Source organism: Pseudomonas kitaguniensis (assembly GCF_049199985.1).
GTDB classification, from domain to species: Bacteria; Pseudomonadota; Gammaproteobacteria; order Pseudomonadales; family Pseudomonadaceae; genus Aquipseudomonas; species Aquipseudomonas kitaguniensis.
The window spans coordinates 1-17,747 of the sequence record NZ_JBLZPT010000033.1 but is presented as its reverse complement, the minus strand read 5'-3'; the positions used below and the strand labels follow the sequence as shown (position 1 = coordinate 17,747).

The following is a 17,747-nucleotide window of genomic DNA, read 5'->3' as shown; positions in this document are numbered from 1 at the left end:
TGCAGCGAACCAAAAGGCGCCATACCAGAGCGCCTGCGTAGAAAAATAATCCTAAACTTTGACTCGGGAGCAACCGAATGAAACCTATGTTGAAAGGCCTGATGTTGACAGGCTCGCTGCTGGCCGGTGGCCAAGCCGCGGCGGGTGACCTGTTGCAATGGCAGAACAACAGCCTGACGTACCTGTGGGGCAAAAACTTCACCATCAACCCACAGATCCAGCAGACGGTGACGTTTGAACATGCTGACGCCTGGAAGTACGGCGACAACTTTTTGTTTGTCGACCGCATCTTTTACAACGGCAAGGAAGACGGCAACGTAGGCCCAAGTACTTACTACGGCGAGTTCAGCCCACGCTTGTCGTTCGGCAAGATTTTCGACAAAGACCTGTCATTCGGTCCGATCAAAGACGTGCTGCTGGCGTTCACTTACGAGTTCGGCGAAGGCGACAACGAGTCGTACTTGTTCGGCCCGGGCTTTGACTTGAACATTCCGGGTTTTGACTACTTCCAGTTGAACTTCTACCAGCGTCAGACCGAGGGCAATCGCCCTGGCGACAACATTTGGCAGATCACCCCGGTCTGGGCGTACACCCTTCCCGTTGGCAACTCTAACGTACTGATTGACGGGTATATCGACTGGGTAACCGATAACGACAAGACTTCACGCGGTACTTATCACGCCAACCTGCACATCAACCCACAGGTCAAATACGACTTGGGTAAAGCGCTGCACTGGGGCGAGAAGCAGTTGTATGTGGGCTTTGAGTATGACTACTGGAAGAACAAGTACGGCATTCAGGACACCGGTGCTTTTGAGACCAACCAGAACACCGCAAGCTTCCTGGTCAAATACCACTTCTAACAGTTGATCACTGTGGCTGCAGGGTTGTGCCTGGGTTTTGAGTGCATATCCGTTATTGAGGTTATGGCTTATATCGGTTGCGCTCTTACAGCGGGCCGCCTTTAGATCAAGATCACAATCAAAAGCAGGCGGCCCGAAAGCCGACCCAATCCCCCAAGCAGAGTGTGGTCAAACTGTGGGAGGGGGCTTGCTCCCGATGGCAGTGGGTCAGTCAATTCATGTATCAACTGTAAAACTGCTATCGGGAGCAAGCCCCCTCCCACAAAAAACAAAAGCAGATCTGCTGTGATGCAAAGTCGCCTTTGATCTGCTTCAACCACTCAGGTCGGCTTTCAGGCCGCCGTGCTGTTGCTTTTGATCTGAGATAAACCACGATGGCCGCACACAGGCTTGAAGCCGTGGGTAACCCGGCAGGACGCCGGGTTAGCCATCACCCAAATACTCAATATGTACCCAACCTGAAGAACACCCCAACCCCGTTTCCCGCGCGACAGCGCTGCATCAAAGATGCAGCCACACAAAGCAAAATCGCGGCGGTTATCGACGACGCTTTTCGTACAACTTGGGCTCACCCGGTGGCCGGCTCTTGAAGCGCCGGTGCGTCCACAGGTACTGCTCTGGGCATTCACGCACCGAGGTTTCGACCCACTGGTTGATACGCAGGCAGTCAACCTCGTCGGTTTCGCCGGGAAAATCCGTCAACGGCGGGTGAATCACCAAGCGATAACCGCTGCCATCCGCCAGCCGCTCCTGCGTAAACGGCACCACCAACGCCTTGCCCAAACGCGCAAACTTGCTGGTGGCTGTCACCGTGGCGGCCTGCACGCCGAACAGCGGCACGAAGATACTTTGCTTGGCGCCGTAGTCCTGGTCCGGCGCATACCAGATCGCGCGGCCGGCACGCAGCAGCTTGAGCATGCCGCGCACGTCTTCGCGCTCGACCGCCAGGGAGTCGAGGTTATGCCGCTCGCGGCCACGGCGCTGAACGAAGTCGAACAGCGGGTTGGCGTGCTCGCGGTACATGCCATCGATGGTGTGCTTCTGGCCGAGCAAGGCCGCGCCGATTTCCAGGGTGGTGAAATGCAGGGCCATGAGGATCACGCCCTTGCCATCCAGCTGCGCCTGTTTGAGGTGCTCAAGGCCTTCGACATGCGCCAGGCGTGCGAGGCGCTGACGCGACCACCACCAGCTCATGGCCATTTCAAAAAAGGCGATGCCGGTAGACGCGAAGTTTTCCTTGAGCAGCTTTTTACGCGCGGCCGCGGACTTTTCCGGGAAGCACAGCTCCAGGTTACGCGCGGCAATGCGCCGACGGTCGCCGGCCACGTGGTACATGCCCGCGCCCAATAAACGACCAATGGTCAAAAGTGCCCGGTACGGCAATTGAGTGATCAGCCACAAGAGGCCGAGCCCCAGCCATAACAGCCAAAAACGCGGATGAAAAAATACAGCTCGAAAACGCGGGCGATCCATTACAGATTCCGGTAAAGACAGGGCCGCGCATTCTACAACGGTTCGACTCGGCTTGCGGCCCGTGGATGTTCTCGTTATAAGTCTCGACACTTTTCGTGACAAGCCGCTTTTGCCGACCATGAGCCAAACCGAACCGCTAGACCAAGATCCCGTGTTCCAGCTGAAAGGCAGCATGCTCGCCATTACCGTGCTGGAACTGGCCCGCAATGACCTCGACGCCCTCGACCGCCAACTGGCCGCCAAAGTCGCCCTGGCGCCAAATTTTTTCAACAATGCCCCGCTGGTACTCGCGCTGGACAAACTGCCGGCTGGCCAGGGCTTGATTGATTTGCCCGGCCTGATGCGCGTCTGCCGCTCGCATGGTTTGCGCACGCTGGCCATTCGCGCCAGCCGTATCGAAGACATCGCCGCCGCAATCGCTATTGAACTGCCCGTGTTGCCACCGTCCGGTGCGCGCGAGCGGCCGCTTGAGCAGAGCGAAGGTGAAGTGAAGAAAGCCCCGGAAAAACCGCCGGAGCCCAGCGTCAAGCCTACAAAGATCATCACCTCTCCCGTACGCGGTGGGCAGCAAATTTACGCCCAGGGCGGCGACTTGGTGGTGATCGCTTCGGTCAGCCCGGGCGCGGAACTTCTGGCCGATGGCAACATCCATGTATACGGCCCTATGCGCGGTCGTGCTTTGGCCGGCATCAAGGGTGATACCAAGGCGCGTATTTTTTGTCAGCAGTTGACCGCTGAGCTAGTGTCCGTAGCAGGCCAGTACAAGGTTGCAGAAGATTTGCGCCGCGATCCGCTGTGGGGCGCCTCGGTTCAAGTCAGCCTGTCGGGCGATGTGTTGAACATCACCCGTCTTTAACGGATACTGCCGCATTTTCCAAGCATCTCTAGACTCTGATAGCACAGCGAAACCGGCAAAACTTGTGTAGGAACAACTGAAAGTTGGCGTTTCCACGCGCAAACCACATCTTTTTCCTACAGAAGCTGTCCGCATGCCGCGAGTTTCAAGAGATGTTTTTCAGGGGCTGAAAAGTCCTTTTTCCTTAGGGGTGAAACACCTTGGCCAAGATTCTCGTGGTTACATCCGGCAAGGGTGGTGTGGGTAAGACCACCACCAGCGCCGCTATCGGTACCGGCCTCGCTTTGCGCGGCCACAAAACAGTCATCGTCGACTTCGACGTCGGTTTGCGTAACCTCGACCTGATCATGGGCTGCGAACGCCGCGTGGTGTACGACTTCGTCAACGTGGTAAACGGCGAAGCCAACCTGCAACAGGCTTTGATCAAGGACAAGCGCCTTGAGAACCTGTACGTACTGGCCGCCAGCCAGACCCGCGACAAAGACGCGCTGACCAAAGAAGGCGTGGGCAAAGTACTCGCCGAGTTGAAAGAAACCTTCGAATACGTGGTCTGCGATTCGCCGGCCGGAATCGAAACCGGTGCGCACCTGGCGATGTACTTCGCCGACGAAGCCATCGTCGTCACCAACCCGGAAGTTTCCTCGGTACGTGACTCGGACCGCATGCTCGGCCTGCTGGCGAGCAAATCCCAGCGTGCCGAAAAAGGTGAAGACCCGATCAAGGAGCACCTGCTGCTCACGCGCTATAACCCTGAGCGCGTCAGCAATGGCGAAATGCTCGGCGTTGAGGACGTCAAAGACATCCTCGCCGTAACGTTGTTGGGCGTGATTCCGGAATCCCAGGCAGTGCTGAAGGCTTCCAACCAGGGCGTTCCGGTGATTCTTGACGACCAGAGCGACGCAGGCCAGGCGTACAGCGATGCAGTTGATCGCTTGCTGGGCAAGACCGTGGAACATCGCTTCCTCGACGTTAAGAAGAAGGGATTCTTCGAGCGTATCTTTGGAGGCAACTAAACAATGAAATTTCTCGACTTCTTTCGGGCCAACAAAAAGCCAAGTACCGCGTCGGTAGCGAAAGAGCGTCTACAGATCATCGTGGCGCACGAACGCGGCCAACGCAGCACGCCGGACTACCTGCCAGCCTTGCAAAAGGAACTGGTCGAGGTGATCCGCAAGTACGTCAATATCGGCAACGACGATGTGCATGTCGCGCTGGAAAACGACGGCAGTTGCTCGATTCTGGAACTCAATATCACCCTGCCTGATCGTTAATCGAACAGGCGGTCGCCACGGCGGCTCGGTCACCTTGATCCCGTTTCGGGAACGCGGTGAGCGAGCCGCCGTTGGCGTTTGTTACGAGGCTGTTTAATGCCGTTGTCGAATATCCATATCCTTCACCAGGACGAGGCTGTCCTGGTTGTGAACAAGCCAACCCTGCTGCTCTCGGTGCCCGGTCGCGCCGACGACAACAAGGATTGCCTGATCACCCGCCTGCAGGAAAACGGCTACCCCGAAGCGCGCATCGTGCATCGTTTGGACTGGGAAACGTCAGGGATCATCCTGCTGGCCCGCGACGCCGATAGCCATCGCGAACTGTCCCGCCAGTTTCATGACCGCGAAACCGAAAAGGCCTACACCGCGTTGGCCTGGGGCCAGCCGGCACTCGACAGCGGCAGTATCGACTTGCCCCTGCGCTACGACCCGCCGACCAAGCCTCGCCACGTGGTCGACCATGAATTCGGCAAACACGCGCTGACCTTCTGGAAGGTGCTGGAGCGTTGCGGCGACTGGTGCCGTGTGGAGCTGACGCCGATCACCGGGCGCTCGCACCAGCTGCGTGTGCACATGCTGTCGATCGGCCATCCGTTGCTCGGTGATGGCCTCTACGCGCATGAACAGGCCTTGGCCGCTTGGCCGCGGTTGTGCCTGCACGCGAGCATGTTGAGTTTTACGCACCCGCAGAGTGGCGAGCGTTTGCGCTTTGAGTGCCCCGCACCCTTTTGAAGTGCAAACCCCATCTACTGTGGGAGCGGGCTTGCTCGCGATGCAGGCACCTCGGTCCAGCAGGCACACCGAGTTGATGCCATCGCGAGCAAGCCCGCTCCCACATTTGTTCTGTGCACTTCGCGCCCTCGAACGGTAAACTCCGCACATTGCTGTCTGGAGCTATTTATGCGCGAAGCGTTGAATCAAGGCCTGATCGACTTCCTCAAGGCCTCCCCTACTCCTTTTCATGCCACTGCCGCCCTCGCCCAGCGCCTGGAAGCGGCCGGTTACCAGCGTCTCGACGAACGTGAAACCTGGGCCACCGAGGCCAACGGTCGTTACTACGTTACCCGTAACGACTCCTCGATCATCGCCTTCAAACTCGGCCGTCATTCGCTGCTGCAAGGCGGCATTCGCCTGGTCGGCGCCCACACCGACAGCCCATGCTTGCGGGTTAAACCGCAACCGGAGCTGCAACGCCAGGGTTTCTGGCAATTGGGCGTCGAAGTCTACGGCGGTGCGCTGTTGGCCCCGTGGTTTGACCGCGACCTGTCGCTGGCCGGGCGCGTAACCTTCCGCCGCGACGGCAAGGTCGAAAGCCAGTTGATCGACTTCAAGCTGCCCATCGCCATCATTCCCAACCTGGCGATTCACCTGAACCGTGAAGCCAACCAGGGTTGGGCGATCAATGCCCAAACCGAGCTGCCGCCGATTCTCGCGCAGTTTGCCGGTGACGAGCGCGTGGACTTCCGCGCCGTGCTCACCGAGCAACTGGGCCGCGAGCACGGCTTGAACGCGGATGTGGTGCTCGACTACGAGCTGAGTTTTTACGACACGCAAAGCGCTGCGGTGATCGGCCTGAACGGCGACTTCATTGCCGGTGCGCGCCTCGACAACCTGCTGTCGTGCTACGCCGGCCTGCAAGCCTTGCTGACCAGCGAAACCGACGAAACCTGCGTGCTGGTGTGCAACGACCACGAAGAGGTCGGCTCCTGCTCGGCGTGCGGCGCTGACGGCCCGATGCTCGAACAGACGCTGCGCCGCTTGTTGCCGGAGGGCGACGAATTCGTACGCACCATTCAGAAATCACTGTTGGTGTCTGCAGACAACGCCCACGGCGTGCACCCCAATTACGCTGAAAAACACGACGCCAACCACGGTCCAAAACTCAACGCAGGGCCGGTAATCAAGGTCAACAGTAACCAGCGTTACGCCACCAATAGCGAAACCGCCGGGTTCTTCCGCCACCTGTGCATGGCCCAGGAAGTCCCGGTGCAAAGCTTTGTGGTGCGCAGTGACATGGGTTGCGGCTCGACCATCGGCCCGATCACCGCCAGCCATTTGGGCGTGCGCACCGTGGACATCGGCCTGCCGACGTTTGCCATGCACTCGATCCGTGAACTCTGCGGCAGCCACGACCTGGCGCACCTGGTGAAGGTGTTGGGCGCGTTCTACGCAAGCCGTGATTTGCCCTGAGCCCACGCTAAAAAATGTGAGACGGAGCTTTTGTGGGAGCGGGCTTGCTCGCGATGCAGGCACCTCGGGCCATCAGGCACACCGAGTTGCAGCCACCGCGAGCAAGCCCGCTCCCACAGTTGATCGCGGTCGGGGCTGATCTACGTCATCTGCACTTCCCGCAATCGGGCCTAAACTTGTCAGTATTCCGACTCCGACAAGGCCGTCGCACCATGATCTCCATGTCCTCTTTTCACACGATGCTTATCCCTGTTCTGATCGGCATGTTCCTGCTGATGGTTGGCTTCAACTTTCGCGAGAAGCCCGTGGCGGTGTTTGGCATGTGGATCGGCATGCTGCTGATCCTCGGCACGATGGTTTACAAGATCCTCGCCAAACTGGCGGAATGACAAATGCACTCGCATTGGGCATAGCGGCCTCGTACACTCGGTCAATTCGTCGTTTCCAAGGTTGACCGCCTCGTGCTTTCCCGTCTGTTTGCCCTGCCCTGCTACTGCCTGATCGCCCTGCTGACGCTGCTGCCGCTCACGTCCGCCCAAGCCGTGGGCTTGCCCGGTTTGCTGGGCGGCACCCACGCCGCCCAACCCCAGGCCGACGTGCCGCTGGGGCAGTCGTTGGACGAGGTGATCAAGACCCTGGAAAACGACCAGCAACGCACCCAGTTGCTGAGCGACCTGAAAAAACTCCGCGAAGCCACGCAAAAAGCCCAACCCGCTGCCGAACAGGGCGTACTGGGCTTGATCGGCAGTACGCTGTCGGGCCTTGAGCAGCAGTTCTCCGGTGCCGACAGCCCGCTGGGGCGCTGGACCAATGAGTTTGAGCAAGCCAAGGATGAGTTCAGCGCCTTGATGCTGCCGGCCGCCGAATGGCTGCCGATCATTTTCGGTTTTGCCGTGATCCTCGCGGTGTGGAGCCTGCTGGCCGCCGCGCTGATTTGGCTCGGCCACCGCGTGCGCGTGCGGTTCGGCCTGCCCGAAGAATTGCCGCAGCACCCGCGCACCTGGGACATGCTGCGCTTCGCCCTGCGCAAACTGGGGCCGTGGTTGATCGCGCTGGTGATCACGGTTTACCTCAGCTACGCGCTGCCTTCATCGCTGGGCAAATCGCTGGCGATGGTGCTGGCGTATGCACTGGTGGTCGGCACCTGCTTTTCGGCCATTTGTGTCATCGCCTTCTCCCTGCTGGACGGCCCGCATCGCCACCGCGCGCTGTATATCCTGCGGCACCAGGCGTTTCGGCCACTGTGGTGGATCGGCAGCTTCGCCGCCTTTGGCGAAGCCCTGAGCGACCCACGACTGGTCGCGGCGCTCGGCCAGCACCTGGCCCACACAGCGGCGACTGTGGCCAATGTGATGGCGGCCTTGTCGACCGGCGTATTTATCCTGCGCTTCCGTCGGCCGATCGCCCACTTGATCCGCAACCAGCCGCTGTCTCGTCGCCTCACGCGCCGCGCCCTCAGCGACACCCTGTCGATCATCGGCACCTTCTGGTACTTGCCGGCGCTGCTGCTGGTGGGCATCTCGTTGTTCGCCACCTTCCTCTCCGCCGGCGACACCAGCACCGCCCTGCGTCAGTCGTTGTTGTGCACGGTGTTGCTGGTGTTGTGCATGGTGATCAACGGCCTGGTGCGGCGCCACGCACTCAAGCCGCAACGCGGTCACAAACGCCATGCGCTGTATTCCGATCGCCTGAAAAGCTTCGTGTACACCCTGGCCCACTTGGTGGTGTGGCTGGTGTTTATCGAACTGGGCCTGCGCGTCTGGGGCTTGTCGCTGATTCGCTTTACCGAGGGCGACGGCCATGAAGTCAGCGTCAAGTTGTTCGGCCTCGCCGGGACGTTGCTGTTTGCCTGGCTGATCTGGATTCTCAGCGACACGGCGATCCACCATGCCCTGACCCGCTCGCGCAAAGGCCTGGCCAACGCGCGTGCGCAAACCATGATGCCGCTGATCCGCAACGTGCTGTTCGTGACCATTTTTATCATCGCCGCGATCGTCGCCCTGGCGAACATGGGCATGAACGTGACGCCGCTGCTGGCCGGTGCCGGTGTGATCGGCCTGGCCATTGGTTTTGGTGCGCAGTCACTGGTGGCGGACTTGATCACCGGTTTGTTCATCATCATCGAAGACTCGCTGGCCATCGACGACTACGTGGACGTCGGCGGCCACCTCGGCACGGTCGAAGGCTTGACCATTCGTACCGTGCGCCTGCGCGACATCGACGGCATTGTGCACACCATCCCGTTCAGCGAAATCAAGAGCATCAAGAACTACTCGCGGGAGTTCGGCTATGCGATTTTCCGGGTGGCGATTCCGTACAACATGGAGATCGACGAGGCGATCAAGCTGATGCGCGACGTTGGCCAGAAAATGCGTAACGACCCCCTGCAACGCCGCAATATCTGGTCGCCGCTGGAGATTCAGGGTGTGGAAAGTTTTGAGTCGGGCAGCGCGATTTTGCGCGCACGCTTTAAAACGGCGCCGATCAAGCAGTGGGAGGTGTCGCGGGCGTTTAACTTGTCGCTCAAGCGCCATCTGGATGAGGCGGGGCTGGATTTGGCGACGCCGCGTTTGAGTGTGCAGGTGGTGACGGCGGGCGTGGTGGGGTTGGAGAAAGAGAGCAGTGCGTGAAGTGGCGGGTTGTGGTGTTGCCAGCACAACCCCCTGTGGCTAGCGGGCTTGCAGGGTTAGCCTGCGAGGGTGGCGCCGTCCATCTTTTGGCGCAGGCTCAACGGGCGCATGTCGGTCCAGACTTCTTCGATGTAGGCCAGGCATTCTTTTTTCATGCCGCTCTTGCCCACGGTGCGCCAGCCTTCCGGCACGGCCTTGTAGTCTGGCCAAATGGAATACTGTTCTTCGTGGTTGACCACTACCTGAAACAGGATGTCGTCGCGGTCAAATACTGAGGTCATTGCGGTTCTCCGTCGCTCAAAGGCTGGCTGCGCACCACGCGCAGCGCTATATCTGTAGAAACGTACCAAGCGCGCGAAAAATTAGAGGCGGCTGACCGCTGCCGCCAGGGCGCGCCCGAAGATCTCGGCCACGCGATCGATCTCGGCAGCGGTGATCACCAGCGGCGGCAAGAAACGCACGACGCTGCCATGCCGACCGCCGAGTTCCAGGATCAGCCCGCGCTTGAGGCATTCGCGCTGCACCAGCGGCGCCAGTTGGCGATGCACCGGCGGGTGGCCCTGAATGTCGAGCGGGCCCTGCGGGTCAACCAGTTCCACGCCCAGCATCAGCCCACGGCCACGAATATCGCCCAACTGCGCAAAGTCGCGCTGCAAGATACGCAGGTGCTCACCGAGGCGCTCGCCCATGGCAGTGGCGTGGCTGGGCACGTCGTGTTCCTTGAGGTAGCGCATCACCGCCGAACCCGCCGCCATCGCCAATTGATTGCCGCGAAACGTCCCGGCATGTGCGCCCGGCAACCAGGTGTCGAGCCAGTCGCGGTACACCACCACCGCCAGCGGCAAGCTGCCGCCAATGGCTTTGGACAGCACCACCACATCCGGGATGATGCCGGCGTGTTCGAAGGCAAACATCTTGCCGGTGCGGCCGAAACCACTCTGGATTTCATCGACGATCAACGCCACGCCAGCCTGCTCGGTGATACGCCGCAGGCCGCGCAGCCAGTCCAGATCGGCCGGAATCACGCCGCCCTCGCCCTGCACCACTTCAACAATCACCGCCGCCGGCAACAACACCCCGGCTTCCGGGTCGTTGAGCAGGTTTTGCAGGTAATGCAGGTTGACCTGCACGCCTTGCGCACCGCCCAAACCGAATGGGCAACGGTAGTCGTAAGGGTACGGCAAGAACTGCACGCCATTACTCAGCAGTGCGCCCAAGGGTTCTTTCGGCCCCAGGCTGCCCATCAGGCTCAGCGCGCCCTGGCTCATGCCGTGATAACCGCCCTGGAACGACAGCACCGTGCTGCGCCCCGTGGCGGTACGCACCAATTTCAACGCAGCTTCGACTGCATCAGTGCCGGTGGGGCCGCAGAACTGGATTTTCGCTTCGCGGGCCAGCTCGGTCGGCAACAGGCCGAACAGGTCCTGCACGAACTGGTCCTTCACCGGCGTGGTCAGGTCGAGGGTGTGCAGCGGCAGCTCGTCGATCAATACCTGTTGAATCGCTTCGATCACCACCGGGTGGTTGTGGCCCAGCGCCAAAGTGCCCGCACCGGCCAGGCAGTCGATGAAACGGCGGCCTTCCACGTCTTCCACGTAGATGCCTTTGGCGCGTTTGAGTGCCAGCGGGATGCGCCGCGGGTAACTGCGGGCATTCGATTCCTGCTGACGTTGGCGGGCCAGCAATGGGCTTTCTTCGAACGCGTAAAGCGTTTCCGTGGGCGCCGCGGTGGAGTAAACCTCGGGGGCTTCGATACGGCTGGTAGCGACTGACATCTCTCGATCCCTCAATACGCTGGTGGGGGTGACCAAACTGCCGATCCGTGTGTTTATGTGTGGCTCAGGCGCACGGATGTGATGTTTTGGAGACGTACCAGCGTTGATGCGATTTAGGCGTCTGGTCGCTTTTGACCCGGTGCCCGTCCGAGCAGATCCTTCCCACGCTCTGCCTGGGAAGGATCACGGAACCTCACCCGGCGCGATACCGCTCGTTCAACGCATACAAAATCGCACACGTCTCACCGTCCAGCACCCCACGGTAATCGCTCTGCCGAAAGTGCATTTGAAACGCCCGGGTACGTTGCTCAAATGCCTGACGACTCCAGGCCGGTTTGTACCCATACCGCTGAAACGCCCGCTCTACCTCCACCTCCGGCGGCAACCCGATGCAAAACCTGCGCTGGTACATCGCCCGCGTCGGTTCTTCAAACCAGGCGCCCACGCCTGCCTCAAACAAGCAGCGCCACGGCAAGCGTGGCCCCGGATCGCTCTTGCGCCAGTACGCCACGTCCGAATGCCCAAGCACGTCGACCGGTGCAATCTGCGGATAGCGCCCAAGCAGGTCGCGCAGCAGGGCAATCAACACATCGACCTGCTCCTGTGCGTACGCAGGAAAGGTGAACACACCGCCATCATCGCGGGCCACATTGACAATCTCGATGCCAATCGAGCGGCTATTGAGGTTGTCCCGCCCACCCCAATGGCTGACGCCGGCATGCCAGGCACGCTTATCTTCAGCCACCAGCCGAAACACCCGTAGCTCGTCATAACCGGTGGCGCGGTAACCGGCGTCATCGGGATCGGGCAGCAAATAGTGAGCGCTGACCCCGTCTTGGGTCAGGGTGCGCAGCGACGAAGCAAAGGGCGCCGCGGTGTAATGCAGGATCACCTGCCGCACGGGCTCGCCGTTGCGCTCGTTGAAATCCTTGGCGGGGAAACTGCTATCGATAACCAACATAAGAACCGTCCTTTTCAGTACAGGCCGAGTCATTCAGCCCGTTCAAACGCAAATAATTACCGCCATCCTGACGCGCTGAGCGTCAGGTGGGCGGTAGCTATTTATGAGCGTTTGAATAAAAGTGATCAGCGCCGCAAGGGCATGCCCAAGTCGACCCGCAAGCCATCCGGCTGGCTGTCGAATTTCAATGAGCAGGAACAGCGCTGCACAATCGCCTGCACAATCGCCAGGCCCAGCCCGCAGCCCTCGCTGTTGCCATTGCGCCAGAAGCGTTGGGTCAGGTATTGCAGGTCCTCGCTGGAGATCTGCGTGCCATGGTCACGCACGCGGAACACCACCGTGTTGGCGCTGGTGAATACATTCAGTTCCACGCGTGTGTCGTGCGGGGTGTGACGCAGGGCGTTATCCAGCAAGTTACGCAGGGCGGCCACGGCCAGGGCGACCGGCATCTCCACCGGGGTTTCGGTAAGGTTGCCTGCCAGCACCAAATCTATACGGCGGTTATCACCCGCGTTCGCGTCCTGTATTGCCAGCCGCGCGACCTGTTCGGCGCTCGACTGCAGGCCATCGTCGAACGACAGGCTGCCTTCCACGCGCGCCAGCAAGAGCAATTGCTCAAGGGTGCGGTGCAGGCGGTCGGCGCCCTCTTCGGCATGCGCCAGCGACTGGTCGCGCGCCGCGCCGTCGGTCATGCGCGCCACTTGCAGGTGGGTCTTGATCGCCGTCAGCGGGCTGCGCAGTTCGTGGGCGGCGTCGCCAGTGAGGCGGCGCTCACGCTCGATGGTCTTGGCGATGCGTTGCAGCAGTTGGTTCTGGGTGTCGAGCAACGGTTTCAATTCGCTGGGCAGCGGGTGAATCTGCAGCGGTTCGAGGGAGTCGGCACTGCGGCGCATCAATGCATCACGCATGCGGTTGAGCGGCAACAGGCTCTGGCCGATGCCCAGCCACAGCAGGCACAAACACCCGAGCAAGGCCACGCCGACCGGCACCGAAGCCGCCAGCAATATCGACAGGTTCAGCGCCTCGCGCTCAACCTGACGGTCGGCGGTGGTGATCAGCAGGTCGCCGCGCGACAGGGTGAAACTGCGCCAGCCCACGCCGTCGATAACCTGATCGCGAAAACCGCTCTTGCGCGATTCCAGGCCTTCATCGGGTGTGGTGTGGCTGCGCGCCAGAATTTCGCCGCGCAAGGAGCTGACCTGACAAGCCATGCCGCCCGGCACATTCAGTTGTTCGGTGCGCAAATGCGTGCCGCCGCTGACGCTGGCCAAGCCCGGCATTTGTTCGGTCAGCCCGGCGACCATGCGTGCCGACGCCACCAGCCGCTGATCCAGCGAGAACATCATCTGGTTGCGCAAATCGTTGAGCATCCAGGCCGCCGCCAGCACCCAGATCAACACAAAGGCAGCGCCCAGCTTGAACGTCAGGCGCAGGCGCAGGCTCATCACGACAGGTGCTCTGCTTCATCCGCCGGGCCAGCATCCGCCGCGCCCAGGCGATAGCCCAAGCCGCGCACGGTCTCGACGATGCCATTGCCCAACTTGCGCCGCAGGTGGTGGATGTGCACGTTGAGGGCGTTGCTTTCCAGCTCGTCGTTAAAGCCGTAAACGCTGTCTTTGAGCTGTTCGCTGGACAGCACACGGCCCTTGTTGTGCAACAGCGCCTGCAACAGCGCTTGCTCGCGACGCGAGAGGTCGACCGGCTGGCCCGCCAGGAAGGTTTCGCGGCTGCTCGGGTCGTAGGCCAGTTGGCCGTGTTCGATCAGGTTAACCCGGCGCCCCGCCACGCGGCGCAGCAGGGTTTGCAGGCGGGCGGCAAGTTCGCGCAGGTCGAAAGGTTTGAGCAGGTAGTCGTCGGCACCGGCTTGCAAGCCGTCAACGCGGTTGGTCACCGAGTCACGCGCGGTGAGAATCAGCACCGGGATTTCCAAACCTTGGCTGCGCAGTTGCTGCAGCAGTTTAAGGCCGTCTTCATCGGGCAACCCGAGGTCAAGCACCATGATGTCGAACGTCGCCGCCTTGAGCATCGCCCGCGCGGCAGCGGCCGTGGCCACGCGCTCGACGGTAAAGCCCTGAGCGCCGAGCCCGGCGACAATGCCGCTGGCGATCAGTTCGTCGTCTTCACAGACCAGTACGTGCATGGTGAACCCTTCATGAAAGATGCGGGGATTAAAGGGGCTGCGGATTAAGCGCAGATTATGCCGTGAAAACAGGCGCGCTCTGTCACCGCCTTCACTTTAGAATAGCTGCCGGTTAATCATCGGTTAATCAACGCCACACATTGTGTGCCTCACTTGCATCAAACTAAGGCTTGACCATGCGGTATTTGTTTACCTTTTTGCTGGTGGTATTCGCAGGGTTTGCCCAGGCTGCGCCGGGTAATCCTTTCGAGACCAAACCCGAGTTCCTGCCGGTGGGCAAAGCCTTCACCTTTACCTCCGAGCGCCTGGAGTCTGGCGAGACCCAGCTCTATTGGCAAATTGCCGATGGTTATTACCTGTACCAACAGCGCATGAAGTTCGACGGCCTGGCCGAAAAGCCGGTATTGCCGCAGGGCGAAGCGCACAGCGATGAATTCTTCGGCGAGCAGCAAGTGTATCGCCAAGGCCTGGAAGTCAAGATTCCTGCGGGTGCCACCGGCCAGCTCAAGCTCGGTTGGCAGGGCTGCGCAGATGCCGGCCTGTGCTACCCGCCGCAGTCGATTACCGTAGACCTGGGCGGTAACCCCGCCGTTGCCGGCACAGCGCAGGCTCAGGACCAAAGCCTGGCCAGCGGCTTGCAACAGCGCAGCCTGGGTTGGAGCCTGCTGGTGTTCTTTGGCCTCGGCCTGCTGTTGGCATTCGCCCCGTGTTCGCTGCCGATGCTGCCGATTCTGGCAGGCTTGGTGGTCGGCAGTGGCGCCAGCCCGCGTCGCGGGTTTGCCTTGGCCAGTAGCTACGTGGTGTGCATGGCCCTGGTGTATGCGGCGCTCGGCGTACTCGCCGCGCTGCTCGGCGGCAACCTGGCCGCACTGCTGCAAACGCCGTGGATTCTGGGCAGTTTCGCTGCACTGTTTGTGATGCTCGCGCTGCCGATGTTCGGTTTCTTTGAGCTGCAACTGCCGGCTTTCGTGCGTGACCGCCTGGATAACGTCAGCCGCCGGCAAAGCGGCGGCAGCCTGATGGGCGCAGGCGTACTGGGTGCGCTGTCCGGCCTGCTGGTTGGCCCGTGCATGACCGCGCCGCTGGCCGGTGCGCTGTTGTATATCGCGCAAAGCGGCAATGCTCTGCACGGCGGGCTGATCCTGTTCGCCATGGGCATCGGTATCGGTATTCCGCTGTTGCTGCTGGTCACGGTGGGCAACCGCTTCCTGCCCAAACCGGGCACTTGGATGAACATACTCAAGGGCATCTTCGGCTTTCTGTTCCTGGGCACGGCGGTGCTGATGATTCGCCCTGTGGTGGATCAAAGCCTGTGGCTCGGTTTGTGGGGCGCATTGGCGCTGGTGATGGCGTACTGCGGCTGGGGTCTTGCGCGTGAATACGGGCTGGCGGCCAAGCTGTTTGGCGCCACGTCTTTGGTGCTCGGCCTGTGGGGCGCGCTGCTGGTGGTGGGCGCGGCCGGTGGCAGCGACGACCTGTGGCAACCCTTGAAGGTCTACAGCGGCTCAAAACTTGCCGCTGCGCCGAGCGCCCACGACGCGTTCATCACGATCAACGACCCGGCCGAGCTGCAACGCCAGCTCGACAGCGCCAAGGCCCAGGGCCAATGGGTGTTGGTGGACTACTACGCCGACTGGTGCGTGTCGTGCAAAATCATGGAAAAACAAGTGTTCGGCAAACCCGACGTGTTGGCCGCATTGAAAGACGTGCGCCTGCTGCGCCTCGACGTCACCGCCGACAACGCTGCCAGCCGCGCGCTGCTCGGCCATTACCAAGTGCCGGGGCCACCGAGTTTTGTGTGGGTCGGCCCGGACGGTGAAGAACGCCGTGCCCAGCGCATCACCGGCGAAGTGAATGCCGACGCCTTCCTGCAACGCTGGACGCAAACCCGAGACGCGCGCTAATGCTGACCTTGACCATCGGCACCTTCGCCATCGCCCTGAATCACATCCTGCTGATCAGCGCGTTGATTCTAGCCACCGTGGTCGGCTGGCGCGTGGCCAAGCGTGGCGGTGAAAACCCGGAGTCGGTGCTGTTCAGCCTGTTCCTGTTAGGCCTGCTGGCCGCGCGCGTCAGCTTTGTGTTGATGTACTGGGACGAATACCGGCACGACCCGCTGCAGATGGTCGACCTGCGCGACGGTGGTTTTCTCGCCTGGCCCGGCGTGATTGCACTGGTACTCGGCGCGTTGGCCTACGGTTGGCGGCGCCCTGCCCTGCGCAAACCGCTGAGTGCGGCGGTGGTCACCGGGCTGGTGTTTTGGGGCATGACCAGCGTGTCCCTGAGTCTGTACGACAAGGGCTCGCAACTGCCGGACATCACGCTGCGCAACGCCAATGGTGAGGTGGTGCAACTCGCCGATTATCGCGGCGGGCCGCTGGTGATCAACCTGTGGGCCACCTGGTGCCCGCCGTGCCGCCGGGAAATGCCGGTGCTGGAGCGCGCGCAACACCTGCGGCCCGACGTGACCTTCCTGTTCGTCAACCAGGCCGAAAGCATGCAAAGCGTCAGCACCTTCCTCGCCACCCAGGGTTTGACGCTCGACAACGTGCTGTTTGACGCCAGTGGCCGCCTCGGCCAAGCCGTGGGTTCGATGGCCCTGCCGACCACGCTGTTCTACCAAGCCGATGGGCGCCTGATCAACAGCCACCTCGGCGAACTGTCCCAAGCCAGCCTGGCCCGCGCCATGGAACCCTTCGACACCGCCCCAACAAGGAAACCCACATGCCAAGCCTCCGCCACCTGCTGACCTTGCTGCCTCTGAGCCTGTTGTCTCTGAGCCTTGCCGCCACCCAGGCCCAGGCCGAAGACTGGCCGGCACCGATCAAGCAGATCGAAGCCAAGGGCGCCAAAATCCTCGGCACGTTTGACGCGCCCAGCGGCCTCACCGGCTACGCCGCGCAGTACCAGAACCGCGGCATGGCGCTGTACCTGACCGCCGACGGCAAAAACGTGCTGGCCGGCAACCTCTACGACGCACAAGGCAATGACCTGAGCAACGCGCCGCTGGAAAAACTGGTGTACGCGCCAATGGCCAAGGAAGTCTGGGCCAAGATGGAAAAAAGCAACTGGATTCAGGACGGCGATAAAAACGCACCGCGCACCGTCTACCTGTTCAGCGACCCCAACTGCCCGTACTGCAACATGTTCTGGCAACAGGCGCGGCCATGGGTCAAAGCCGGCAAGGTACAGTTGCGCCACGTGATGGTCGGCATCATCCGCGAAGACAGCCCCGGCAAGTCGGCCGCACTGCTCGCCGCCAAAGACCCGCAAAAAGCCCTGGAAGAACACGAAGCCGCCGGCAAGGCCAGCAAATTGCAGGCACTGGACAAGATCCCGGCTGCTATTGAAGCCAAGCTTGATGCCAACATGAAGTTGATGGAGGAACTGGAGTTGTCGGCCACGCCAGCGATTTTCTACCTGGATGACAAAGGCGCGCTGCAGCAACAGCAAGGCGCGCCATCGCCTGAAAAATTGAACAAGATCATGGGGCCGAAATAAGCGAACTCGGTCAAAACTGTGGGAGCGGGCTTGCTCGCGATGGCGGTGTATCAGTTGAAAATACTTATCTGACACACCGCCATCGCG

General features: G+C 61.0%; 17 protein-coding genes. 11 read left to right on the top strand and 6 right to left on the bottom strand.

Annotation, left to right across the window (positions count from 1 at the left end; genetic code table 11):
* Positions 1-77 precede the first annotated feature (77 nt).
* A complete protein-coding gene (locus ACOZK9_RS25365; RefSeq protein WP_058414226.1) occupies positions 78-863 on the top strand; it encodes an outer membrane protein OmpK in 786 nt (261 codons plus the stop codon).
* Between the two features lie 537 nt (positions 864-1,400).
* On the opposite strand, the gene ACOZK9_RS25360 is transcribed toward ACOZK9_RS25365, so the two are convergent.
* Positions 1,401-2,336: a lipid A biosynthesis lauroyl acyltransferase gene (locus ACOZK9_RS25360; RefSeq protein WP_058414227.1), complete on the bottom strand. Its 936-nt coding sequence runs from the start codon at positions 2,334-2,336 to the stop codon at positions 1,401-1,403.
* Positions 2,337-2,454: 118 nt separating this feature from the next.
* Here ACOZK9_RS25360 and minC point away from each other — a divergent pair, with 118 nt between their 5' ends.
* The 7 genes from minC to ACOZK9_RS25325 all read left to right on the top strand — a co-directional run bounded on the left by minC (position 2,455) and on the right by ACOZK9_RS25325 (position 9,283).
* A complete protein-coding gene (minC, locus tag ACOZK9_RS25355) occupies positions 2,455-3,192 on the top strand; it encodes a septum site-determining protein MinC (RefSeq protein WP_058414228.1) in 738 nt (245 codons plus the stop codon).
* Positions 3,193-3,392: 200 nt separating this feature from the next.
* Positions 3,393-4,205 (top strand): septum site-determining protein MinD, encoded by an 813-nt coding sequence (gene minD, locus ACOZK9_RS25350; protein ID WP_017737535.1) that lies wholly within the window; start codon positions 3,393-3,395, stop codon positions 4,203-4,205.
* Positions 4,206-4,208: 3 nt separating this feature from the next.
* Entirely contained in the window at positions 4,209-4,463 is a 255-nt protein-coding gene (minE, locus tag ACOZK9_RS25345; protein ID WP_003175252.1) for a cell division topological specificity factor MinE, read from the top strand.
* 96 nt (positions 4,464-4,559) lie between these two features.
* Complete coding sequence (locus ACOZK9_RS25340) at positions 4,560-5,195, top strand: RluA family pseudouridine synthase (RefSeq protein WP_058414229.1); 636 nt, start codon at positions 4,560-4,562, stop codon at positions 5,193-5,195.
* Positions 5,196-5,363: 168 nt separating this feature from the next.
* Entirely contained in the window at positions 5,364-6,653 is a 1,290-nt protein-coding gene (locus ACOZK9_RS25335; protein WP_421556835.1) for a M18 family aminopeptidase, read from the top strand.
* A gap of 221 nt (positions 6,654-6,874) precedes the next feature.
* The gene (locus ACOZK9_RS25330) at positions 6,875-7,042 is read left to right on the top strand and encodes a hypothetical protein (RefSeq protein ID WP_421556844.1); all 168 of its coding nucleotides are present in this window, start codon (positions 6,875-6,877) and stop codon (positions 7,040-7,042) included.
* Positions 7,043-7,114: 72 nt separating this feature from the next.
* Positions 7,115-9,283, top strand: a complete 2,169-nt coding sequence (locus tag ACOZK9_RS25325) for a mechanosensitive ion channel family protein (protein ID WP_421556834.1) — start codon at positions 7,115-7,117, stop codon at positions 9,281-9,283.
* Positions 9,284-9,339: 56 nt separating this feature from the next.
* On the opposite strand, the gene ACOZK9_RS25320 is transcribed toward ACOZK9_RS25325, so the two are convergent.
* The 5 genes from ACOZK9_RS25320 to ACOZK9_RS25300 form a co-directional block, all read right to left on the bottom strand.
* The gene (locus ACOZK9_RS25320; RefSeq protein WP_058414232.1) at positions 9,340-9,564 is read right to left on the bottom strand and encodes an MbtH family protein; all 225 of its coding nucleotides are present in this window, start codon (positions 9,562-9,564) and stop codon (positions 9,340-9,342) included.
* Positions 9,565-9,645: 81 nt separating this feature from the next.
* Positions 9,646-11,058, bottom strand: coding sequence for an aspartate aminotransferase family protein (locus ACOZK9_RS25315; protein ID WP_421556833.1), 1,413 nt, complete (start codon positions 11,056-11,058; stop codon positions 9,646-9,648).
* Between the two features lie 193 nt (positions 11,059-11,251).
* Positions 11,252-12,019, bottom strand: a complete 768-nt coding sequence (locus ACOZK9_RS25310; RefSeq protein ID WP_122249566.1) for an N-acetylmuramoyl-L-alanine amidase — start codon at positions 12,017-12,019, stop codon at positions 11,252-11,254.
* A gap of 125 nt (positions 12,020-12,144) precedes the next feature.
* A complete protein-coding gene (locus ACOZK9_RS25305) occupies positions 12,145-13,464 on the bottom strand; it encodes an ATP-binding protein (protein WP_122249567.1) in 1,320 nt (439 codons plus the stop codon).
* Complete coding sequence (locus tag ACOZK9_RS25300; RefSeq protein WP_058414236.1) at positions 13,464-14,159, bottom strand: response regulator; 696 nt, start codon at positions 14,157-14,159, stop codon at positions 13,464-13,466. The genes ACOZK9_RS25305 and ACOZK9_RS25300 overlap by 1 nt, the downstream gene beginning before the upstream one ends.
* A 176-nt stretch (positions 14,160-14,335) precedes the next feature.
* On the opposite strand from ACOZK9_RS25300, the gene dsbD reads away from it, so the two are divergent.
* Genes dsbD through dsbG form a run of 3 tightly spaced genes read left to right on the top strand, consistent with a single transcriptional unit; the run spans position 14,336 to position 17,660 of the window.
* Positions 14,336-16,063, top strand: coding sequence for a protein-disulfide reductase DsbD (gene dsbD / locus ACOZK9_RS25295; protein ID WP_421556832.1), 1,728 nt, complete (start codon positions 14,336-14,338; stop codon positions 16,061-16,063).
* Entirely contained in the window at positions 16,063-16,908 is an 846-nt protein-coding gene (locus ACOZK9_RS25290) for a prolipoprotein diacylglyceryl transferase family protein (RefSeq protein ID WP_421556831.1), read from the top strand. Before dsbD ends, ACOZK9_RS25290 begins: the two co-directional genes overlap by 1 nt.
* Positions 16,884-17,660 (top strand): thiol:disulfide interchange protein DsbG, encoded by a 777-nt coding sequence (gene dsbG / locus ACOZK9_RS25285; protein ID WP_058414239.1) that lies wholly within the window; start codon positions 16,884-16,886, stop codon positions 17,658-17,660. Before ACOZK9_RS25290 ends, dsbG begins: the two co-directional genes overlap by 25 nt.
* The last annotated feature ends 87 nt before the right edge of the window (positions 17,661-17,747 follow it).

Bases quoted from the DNA above. Each gene is read 5' to 3' on its own strand.
- ACOZK9_RS25365 (WP_058414226.1), top strand. From the start codon at position 78: ATGAAACCTATGTTGAAAGGCCTGATGTTGACAGGCTCGCTGCTGGCC.
- ACOZK9_RS25360 (WP_058414227.1), bottom strand. From the start codon at position 2,336: ATGGATCGCCCGCGTTTTCGAGCTGTATTTTTTCATCCGCGTTTTTGG.
- minC (WP_058414228.1), top strand. From the start codon at position 2,455: ATGAGCCAAACCGAACCGCTAGACCAAGATCCCGTGTTCCAGCTGAAA.
- minE (WP_003175252.1), top strand. From the start codon at position 4,209: ATGAAATTTCTCGACTTCTTTCGGGCCAACAAAAAGCCAAGTACCGCG.
- ACOZK9_RS25340 (WP_058414229.1), top strand. From the start codon at position 4,560: ATGCCGTTGTCGAATATCCATATCCTTCACCAGGACGAGGCTGTCCTG.
- ACOZK9_RS25335 (WP_421556835.1), top strand. From the start codon at position 5,364: ATGCGCGAAGCGTTGAATCAAGGCCTGATCGACTTCCTCAAGGCCTCC.
- ACOZK9_RS25330 (WP_421556844.1), top strand. From the start codon at position 6,875: ATGTCCTCTTTTCACACGATGCTTATCCCTGTTCTGATCGGCATGTTC.
- ACOZK9_RS25320 (WP_058414232.1), bottom strand. From the start codon at position 9,564: ATGACCTCAGTATTTGACCGCGACGACATCCTGTTTCAGGTAGTGGTC.
- ACOZK9_RS25315 (WP_421556833.1), bottom strand. From the start codon at position 11,058: ATGTCAGTCGCTACCAGCCGTATCGAAGCCCCCGAGGTTTACTCCACC.
- ACOZK9_RS25310 (WP_122249566.1), bottom strand. From the start codon at position 12,019: ATGTTGGTTATCGATAGCAGTTTCCCCGCCAAGGATTTCAACGAGCGC.
- ACOZK9_RS25305 (WP_122249567.1), bottom strand. From the start codon at position 13,464: ATGAGCCTGCGCCTGCGCCTGACGTTCAAGCTGGGCGCTGCCTTTGTG.
- ACOZK9_RS25300 (WP_058414236.1), bottom strand. From the start codon at position 14,159: ATGCACGTACTGGTCTGTGAAGACGACGAACTGATCGCCAGCGGCATT.
- dsbD (WP_421556832.1), top strand. From the start codon at position 14,336: ATGCGGTATTTGTTTACCTTTTTGCTGGTGGTATTCGCAGGGTTTGCC.
- ACOZK9_RS25290 (WP_421556831.1), top strand. From the start codon at position 16,063: ATGCTGACCTTGACCATCGGCACCTTCGCCATCGCCCTGAATCACATC.
- dsbG (WP_058414239.1), top strand. From the start codon at position 16,884: ATGCCAAGCCTCCGCCACCTGCTGACCTTGCTGCCTCTGAGCCTGTTG.